Raw genomic sequence first — 7,315 nt, forward strand, 5'->3', positions numbered from 1 at the left:
GGCTCCCCCGGCGGACAGGTCTGTGCTCCAGGTCACGGACCCGCGGGAACGCTACGTCGTCCTCGTTCGTACCGCGAAAGGAGGGGTGCGGACGGCGACGCGTCGGGACCGGGTCGTTGCGGGGTCAACCACCGCGGCGAGCGCCGTCCGGAGCTCGGCATAGGCTCCGCGCATGGTCTACGAGGTGAAGGGCGTCGTCGCCCGTAGCAAGGGAGCCCCGGTCACGGTCGAGACGGTGACCGTGCCCGACCCCGGTCCGGGTGAGGCGGTCGTCGACGTCCAGGCCTGCGGCGTGTGCCACACCGACCTGCACTACCGCGACGGCGGCATCAACGACGACTACCCCTTCCTCCTCGGCCACGAGGCCGCGGGAGTGGTCTCCGCGGTCGGTGAAGGCGTGACCAACGTCGCGGTCGGGGACTTCGTCGTCCTCAACTGGCGGGCCGTGTGCGGGCAGTGCCGCGCCTGTCTCAAGGGCGAGCTGCAGTACTGCTTCGCCACGCACAACGCCGCGCGGAAGATGACGCTGGCCGACGGCACCGAGCTGTCCCCGGCGCTGGGCATCGGCGCGTTTGTGGAGAAGACGCTGGTGCACTCGGGCCAGTGCACCAAGGTCGACCCGGCCGCCCCGGCCACCGCTGCGGGCCTGCTCGGCTGCGGCGTGATGGCCGGTGTCGGCGCCGCCATCAACACCGGCGGGGTGCGCCGCGGTGAGTCCGTGGCGGTGTTCGGCTGCGGCGGCGTCGGGGACGCCGCGATCGCCGGGGCCAAGCTGGCCGGGGCGACGACGATCGTCGCCGTCGACATCGACGACCGGAAGCTGGCGTGGGCCGAGCGGTTCGGCGCCACCCACACGGTCAACTCGAGGCAGACCGACGCGGTCGAGGCGATCAAGGGATGCACGGACGGCTTCGGGGTGGACGTCGCCATCGACGCCGTCGGCCACCCGGCGGTGTTCGAGCAGGCCTTCTACGCCCGCGACCTGGCCGGCCGGGTCGTGCTGGTCGGCGTTCCGACGCCGGACATGCGGATCACCCTGCCGCTGATCGAGGTCTTCGGCCGTGGCGGGGCGATCAGGTCCTCCTGGTACGGCGACTGCCTGCCCTCACGCGACTTCCCGATGCTGGTCGACCTCTACCGGCAGGGCCGCTTCCCGCTGGAGGACTTCGTCAGCGAGACGATCGGCATCGACGACGTCGAGTCCGCGTTCGAGAAGATGCACTCCGGCGACGTGCTGCGCAGCGTGGTCGTCCTCTGATGGCCCGCATCGACAAGGCGGTCGTCTCCGGCGTCTTCAGCCTCGACGGGGCCGACTTCGACGTCGACAACAACGTCTGGCTGGTGGGCGACGACGACGAGGTGCTCGTCATCGACGCCCCGCACGACGCCGCTCCGATCATCGATGCCGTCGGCGGTCGCCGGGTCGGCGCCATCGTGCTGACCCACGGGCACAACGACCACATCACCGCCGCCGTCGACCTGCGGTCAGCCACCGGCGCGCCGATCTGGCTCCACCCGGCCGACCGGATGCTGTGGGACACGGTCCACGGGGAGGCCGCGCCCGACCGGGAGCTCACCGAGGGCACCCGGTTCGAGATCGCCGGGACGACGCTGATCGCGCTGCACACCCCGGGACACTCGCCGGGCAGCACCTGCCTGCACGCTCCCGACCTGGCCACGGTGTTCACCGGCGACACGCTGTTCTGCGGCGGCCCCGGCGCGACCGGGCGCTCCTACAGCGACGAGCCGACCATCCTGAGGTCGATCCGCAGCAGGCTGCTCACCCTGCACGGCGACACGGTCGTCAGGACGGGCCACGGCGAGGACACCACCATCGCCGCCGAACTCGGCAACGTGCGCTGAGCGGTGCCGGGCCGCGCAGGACGGTGTGATCCCCCTCGCCCGGCCCGGCAGCCGGCGCAGGCCCGGTAGTCTCGACCGGTGCCTCGCGGTGACGGACGGCTGACGCACGACCTCGACCCCTCTTCCCCCGGACCGCAGGACGCCTGCGGTGTCTTCGGGGTCTGGGCGCCGGGGGAGGAGGTCGCCAAGCTGACCTACTTCGGTCTCTACGCCCTGCAGCACCGCGGTCAGGAGGCGGCGGGCATCGCCGTCTCCGACGGCGCCTCGGTGGTGGTCTACAAGGACCTCGGGCTGGTCAGCCAGGTCTTCGACGAGGCCACGCTGGGCAGCCTGCGTGGCCATCTCGCCGTCGGGCACACCCGCTACTCCACCACCGGTGCCTCCACGTGGGAGAACGCCCAGCCGACCTTCCGGACGACGGACGCCGGCACCGGGCTGGCGCTGTGCCACAACGGCAACCTGGTGAACACCGCCGAGCTGGCCACGAGGGCCGCGGACGCCGGTGTGCCGGGGGCCTTCGCCTCCACCACCGACTCCGACCTGGTGACCGCGCTCATCGCCGCCCGGCCGGACCTCTCGGTCGAGGCCGCCGCCATGGAGGTGCTGCCGCAGCTGCGCGGCGCCTTCAGCTTCACCTTCATGGACGAGACCACCCTCTACGCCGCCCGCGATCCGCAGGGCGTGCGCCCGCTGGTGCTCGGCCGGCTGGAGCGCGGCTGGGTGGTGGCCAGCGAGACCGCGGCGCTCGACATCGTCGGCGCCTCCGTCGTCCGCGAGGTGGAGCCCGGCGAGCTGATCGCCGTCGACGAGGACGGCCTGCGCAGCCAGCACTTCGCGCACAGCGAGCCCAAGGGCTGCGTGTTCGAGTACGTCTACCTGGCCCGCCCCGACACCACCATCGGCGGCCGCGGCGTGCACGCCGCCCGGGTCGAGATCGGCCGGCGGCTGGCCCGGGAGCACCCCGCCGACGCCGACCTGGTCATCCCGGTGCCCGAGTCCGGCACCCCGGCGGCGGTCGGGTACGCCGAGGCCTCCGGCATCCCCTACGGCCTGGGCCTGGTCAAGAACTCCTACGTCGGCCGCACGTTCATCCAGCCGTCGCAGACGATCCGGCAGCTGGGCATCCGGCTCAAGCTCAACCCGCTGCGCGACGTCATCCGCGGCAAGCGGCTGGTCGTCGTCGACGACTCGATCGTGCGCGGCAACACCCAGCGTGCGCTGATCCGGATGCTGCGCGAGGCCGGGGCGGTCGAGGTGCACGTGCGCATCTCCTCGCCGCCGGTGAAGTGGCCCTGCTTCTACGGCATCGACTTCGCCAGCCGCGCCGAGCTGATCGCCAACGGCCTCGACGTCGACGGCGTGCGCGCGTCGATCAACGCCGACTCGCTGGGCTACGTCTCCGAGCAGGGCCTGATCGCCGCCACCGAGCAGCCGGTGAACCGGCTGTGCACCGCCTGCTTCACCGGGCGGTACCCGATCCCGCTGGCGGAGAGCGAGCTGCTCGGCAAGCACCTGCTCGAGGGGATCGAGCGACGCGCAGTCACCGGCTGGACCGGTCGGCAGGCCGGCAGCGCCACCGTGCCGGGCGGGGCGGACGACGCGCTGACCCGCCCGTGAGCGAAGAGTTCACCTACGCCGCCTCCGGCGTCGACATCGACGCCGGGGAGCGGGCCGTCACCCTGATGCGGACGGCGGTCGAGAGGGCCAACCGTCCGGAGGTCGTCGGCGGCCTCGGCGGCTTCGCCGGGTTGTTCGCGCTCGACACGGCGAGGTACCGCAAGCCGCTGCTGGCCTCCTCCACCGACGGCGTGGGTACCAAGATCGCCCTGGCCCGAGCGCTGGACCGGCACGACACCGTCGGCATCGACCTGGTGGCGATGGTCGTCGACGACCTGGTCGCCTGCGGCGCCGAGCCGCTGTTCCTGCAGGACTACGTCGCGTGCGGCCGCGTCGTCCCCGAGCGGATCGCCGCGATCGTCACCGGCATCGCCGCCGGGTGCACGCTGGCCGGTGCCGCGCTGGTCGGCGGGGAGACCGCCGAACACGGGGACCTCATGGCCCCCGACGACTACGACCTGGCCGCCACCGCCGTGGGCGTCGTGGAGGCCGACGCGGTGCTGGGGCCCGAGCGGGTCCGGGACGACGACGTCGTGGTCGCGATGGCCTCGAGCGGCTTCCACTCCAACGGCTACTCGCTGGTGCGCCGCGTCGTCGCCGCCGCGGGCCTCGACCTCGCCGCCACTCCGGCCGGGCTGGACCGCCCGCTGGGCGAGGTGCTGCTCGAGCCCACCCGCATCTACGCGCTGGACTGCCTGGCGCTGGTGCAGCGGTTCGGCGTCGAGGGCGTGCACGCCTACGCGCACATCACCGGCGGCGGTCTGGCCGGCAACACCGCCCGCGTCGTCCCCGACGGGCTGGAGGCCGTGCTCGACCGCGGCACCTGGGCGCTCCCGGCCGCGGTCTCGCTGCTCGAGGAGCACGGCGTGCCGCGCGAGGAGTCGGAGCGGGCGTTCAACTGCGGCGTCGGCATGGTCGCCGCGGTCGCCCCGGACGTCGCCGACGACGTGGTGTCCCTGCTCGGCGAGCGTGGTGTGCCCGCCTGGGTCGCCGGCACCGTGGGTGACCGGACGGGCGCCGTCGCCGCGCGCCTGGTCGGCAGCTACCGCTGAGAGAGGACCCCGCTGCCCCCCGCCACTCGCAAGCTCGCGGCGGGACCGTGCAGCGGGGCCGCTGTGCGCGTAGGCGGCGGCGCGCGTCCTCGTTCAGCGACTGGCGGCCCAGTCGTCGTCCGTGTCGTCGTCCGCCCAGCGGTCGGTGTACTCGTCGTCCTCGCCGTCGCCGTCCGTGCTCGCCCGGGAGGGCGCGGTGTACGACGACGGTGATCCGGCCAGTTCGCGCTGCAGCGCGGAGAGGTCGGTGTTCGGTGAGCTGTACTTGAGCTCACGGGCCACGCGTGTCTGCTTGGCCTTCGCTCGGCCGCGCCCCATCGGCTCGACCCCCTCGTTACGGAGTACGGGAGCCCAGCTCCGGGCTGGACGGCCCGCGTGGCGACCCCGACTGAGTGTCTCTGTCTCGACCGAGCTTACGACACGGATCGGCGACCGGCACGGGTCTCCCCCCGCTGTCGCCCGACCGGGGCCCGGCCCGTCCAGGTCACCGCCGGCCCCGTGCAGGGTCCCGTCGCGAGCTTGCGAGTGGCGGGGGGCAGGGGGTTCTCCTACGAGGGGTGGGGAGGACGGGGTCCTTCTTCAGTGCGGCAGCCGGATCGTGGCCAGCCGGCCCACCGTCGCCATCCGCTTCTCGGCCAGCCGGTCGGCGGCCACGGCGGGGGAGACGCCGTCGGCCTCCGCGGCCTGGAACACCCGCAGCGCGACGTCGAAGATGCCGGCTGCCTTGGCCTCGGCGCGGTCGAAGGAGAACCCGTGCCGCTCGTCCTCGACCTGGATCACCCCGCCGGCGTTGACCAGGTAGTCGGGCGCGTAGAGGATGCCGCGGCGCATGAGCTCTCCGGCGATCCCCTCGTGGGCCAGCTGGTTGTTGGCCCCGCCGCAGACGATCTCGGCCTCCAGCACCGACACCGTCTCGTCGTCCAGTGCCCCGCCGAGCGCGCAGGGGGCGTAGACGTCGGTCGGCGTCCGGACCAGCGTCGCGGTGTCGGCAACGGCGTCCACGGCGGGGTGGCGGACCCGTAGCCGCTCGACCGCGCTGGCGTCGACGTCGGTGACGACCACGTCGGCGCCGTCCTCCACCAGCCGGTCGACCAGCCAGCTGCCCACCTTGCCGACGCCGGCGACGCCGACGGTGCGCCCGGCGAGCGACGGCTTGCCCCAGCGGTGCTGCGCGGCCGCGCGCATCCCCTGGAACACGCCGTAGGCGGTGAGCACCGAGGAGTCCCCGCAGCCGCCGTAGGCCACCGACCGGCCGTGCGCGAAGCGGGTCTCCCGGGCCACGACGTCGAGGTCGGCGTTGGACGTGCCGACGTCGCAGGCGGTGAGGTAGCGGCCGCCCAGGGACTCCACGAACCGGCCGTAGGCGCGCAGCAGCGCCTCGGTCTTGTCGGTCTGCGGGTCGCCGATGACGACCGCCTTGCCGCCGCCGAGGTCGAGGCCGGCCAGGCTGTTCTTGTAGGCCATGGCCCGGGACAGGGCGAGGACGTCGGCGACCGCGGCCTCCTCGCCGGCGTAGGGGTAGAACCGGGTGCCGCCCAGCGCCGGCCCGAGGGCGGTGGAGTAGATCGCGATGACCGCCCGCAGCCCGGAGGCCGGGTCGGAGCAGAAGACGACCTGTTCGTGACCGGAGCCGAGTACGTCCACGGAGGCAGCCTAGGACTCCGGCGGTCGCCCGACCGGGTCCCCGGAGCGGGTCCCCGGAGCGGGTCCGCGAACGGCGAGGTCGGCGTCGGGGAGCTCAGCCGGTTCATCGTCGCCGGCAGAAAGGACACGGCCAGCCCTCAAGGTCACCCGTGCGGGTGACGAGAACAGAAGGGACAGGAGTGGGCCGGGTGCCGCATGAGCACGGTGGAACAGCTGTGACGACGCGCGACGACCGCCCCCTACGCACCCCTCTTCCCCAGGGAGCGACATGCTGCACAGCCGTCCTCGCCGGCGCGCGCCCGAGACCTCACCGGTCGGGGCGCACCGCTCGCGGACGCGCGCCGGTGTGGTGCGGAGCCTGCTCGTCGGCGTCGTGACCGGCGCGGTCGTGCTGACCGGCGTGGGCCCGGCCGGCGCCGCCCCCGCACCGCCCAACCCCACCGACGAGGAGATCGGCCACGCCCGGTCCGCCCAGGACGCCGCCGCGGCCGAGGTCGGCCGGATCGCCGCCCTCGTCGCGCAGGCCGAGTCGGAGCTCGAGCGCTACGCCGTCCAGGCTGAGGCCGCCGGCGCGGCCTACCTCGCCGCCGAGGAGGCGTTGGCGCTCGCGCAGGCGGAGGCCGCGCGGACGGCGGCACAGCTGCAGGCCGCCGCGGTGGCCGTGGACGCGGCCACCGCGCGCATCGCCGGCTTCTCCCGCGACAGCTACATGAGCGGCAACACCCTCTCCACCGCAGCGGTGCTGCTGGACGCCGAGGGTCCGGCCGAGCTGATCCAGCGCGCCGCGATGCTCGACTACGTCTCGGCCAACCACCTCGACGTCCTCGGCCAGCTCGAGGTGGCCCGCGTGCAGCAGGCCAACGCCGACTCCGCTGCCCGCGCCGCCCGTGACAGGACGGCCGAGGCCGAGGCCGTGGCCGCCGCCGCCAAGGCCACCGCGGACGGCCAACTGGCCGCCCAACGGGCCGCCTACGACCAGGTCGCCGCGCAGAAGGCCGCCTACGACCAGCAGCTGCAGGCCGCCCAGATCGAGCTGCTGCGGCTGCAGGGCGCCCGGGACGCCTTCCAGGCGTGGCAGCAGCAGAAGGCCGCCGAGGAGGCCGCCGCCGCCGAGGCCGCCCGCCGCGCCGAGGCCGAGG

The 7,315-nt window shown here is 73.9% G+C and carries 6 protein-coding genes and 1 pseudogene; 5 read left to right on the plus strand and 2 right to left on the minus strand.

The window, feature by feature from the left end; translation table 11 throughout:
• Positions 1-172 precede the first annotated feature (172 nt).
• The 4 genes from E4P41_RS10845 to purM all read left to right on the plus strand — a co-directional run bounded on the left by E4P41_RS10845 (position 173) and on the right by purM (position 4,532).
• The gene (locus E4P41_RS10845) at positions 173-1,258 is read left to right on the plus strand and encodes an S-(hydroxymethyl)mycothiol dehydrogenase (RefSeq protein WP_135141266.1); all 1,086 of its coding nucleotides are present in this window, start codon (positions 173-175) and stop codon (positions 1,256-1,258) included.
• Positions 1,255-1,863: an MBL fold metallo-hydrolase gene (locus E4P41_RS10850; RefSeq protein WP_135141277.1), complete on the plus strand. Its 609-nt coding sequence runs from the start codon at positions 1,255-1,257 to the stop codon at positions 1,861-1,863. The genes E4P41_RS10845 and E4P41_RS10850 overlap by 4 nt, the downstream gene beginning before the upstream one ends.
• Before the next feature lie 78 nt (positions 1,864-1,941).
• Positions 1,942-3,480 (plus strand): amidophosphoribosyltransferase, encoded by a 1,539-nt coding sequence (purF, locus tag E4P41_RS10855; protein ID WP_135141267.1) that lies wholly within the window; start codon positions 1,942-1,944, stop codon positions 3,478-3,480.
• Positions 3,477-4,532, plus strand: coding sequence for a phosphoribosylformylglycinamidine cyclo-ligase (purM, locus tag E4P41_RS10860; protein ID WP_135141268.1), 1,056 nt, complete (start codon positions 3,477-3,479; stop codon positions 4,530-4,532). The genes purF and purM overlap by 4 nt, the downstream gene beginning before the upstream one ends.
• A gap of 93 nt (positions 4,533-4,625) precedes the next feature.
• On the opposite strand, the gene E4P41_RS10865 is transcribed toward purM, so the two are convergent.
• Positions 4,626-4,850: a DUF3073 domain-containing protein gene (locus E4P41_RS10865; RefSeq protein WP_135141269.1), complete on the minus strand. Its 225-nt coding sequence runs from the start codon at positions 4,848-4,850 to the stop codon at positions 4,626-4,628.
• 261 nt (positions 4,851-5,111) lie between these two features.
• Positions 5,112-6,176 (minus strand): Glu/Leu/Phe/Val dehydrogenase dimerization domain-containing protein, encoded by a 1,065-nt coding sequence (locus tag E4P41_RS10870; protein ID WP_135141270.1) that lies wholly within the window; start codon positions 6,174-6,176, stop codon positions 5,112-5,114.
• A gap of 373 nt (positions 6,177-6,549) precedes the next feature.
• Between E4P41_RS10870 and E4P41_RS10875 the strand changes: the two are divergent.
• Positions 6,550-7,315: pseudogene (locus E4P41_RS10875) on the plus strand (M23 family peptidase); the annotation flags it as partial.

The organism is Geodermatophilus sp. DF01-2, from assembly GCF_004571065.1.
Lineage (GTDB): Bacteria > Actinomycetota > Actinomycetes > Mycobacteriales > Geodermatophilaceae > Geodermatophilus.

Excerpts from the sequence above, each read along its gene's own strand:
- E4P41_RS10865 (WP_135141269.1), bottom strand. The coding sequence starts at position 4,850 with ATGGGGCGCGGCCGAGCGAAGGCCAAGCAGACACGCGTGGCCCGTGAG.
- E4P41_RS10845 (WP_135141266.1), top strand. The coding sequence starts at position 173 with ATGGTCTACGAGGTGAAGGGCGTCGTCGCCCGTAGCAAGGGAGCCCCG.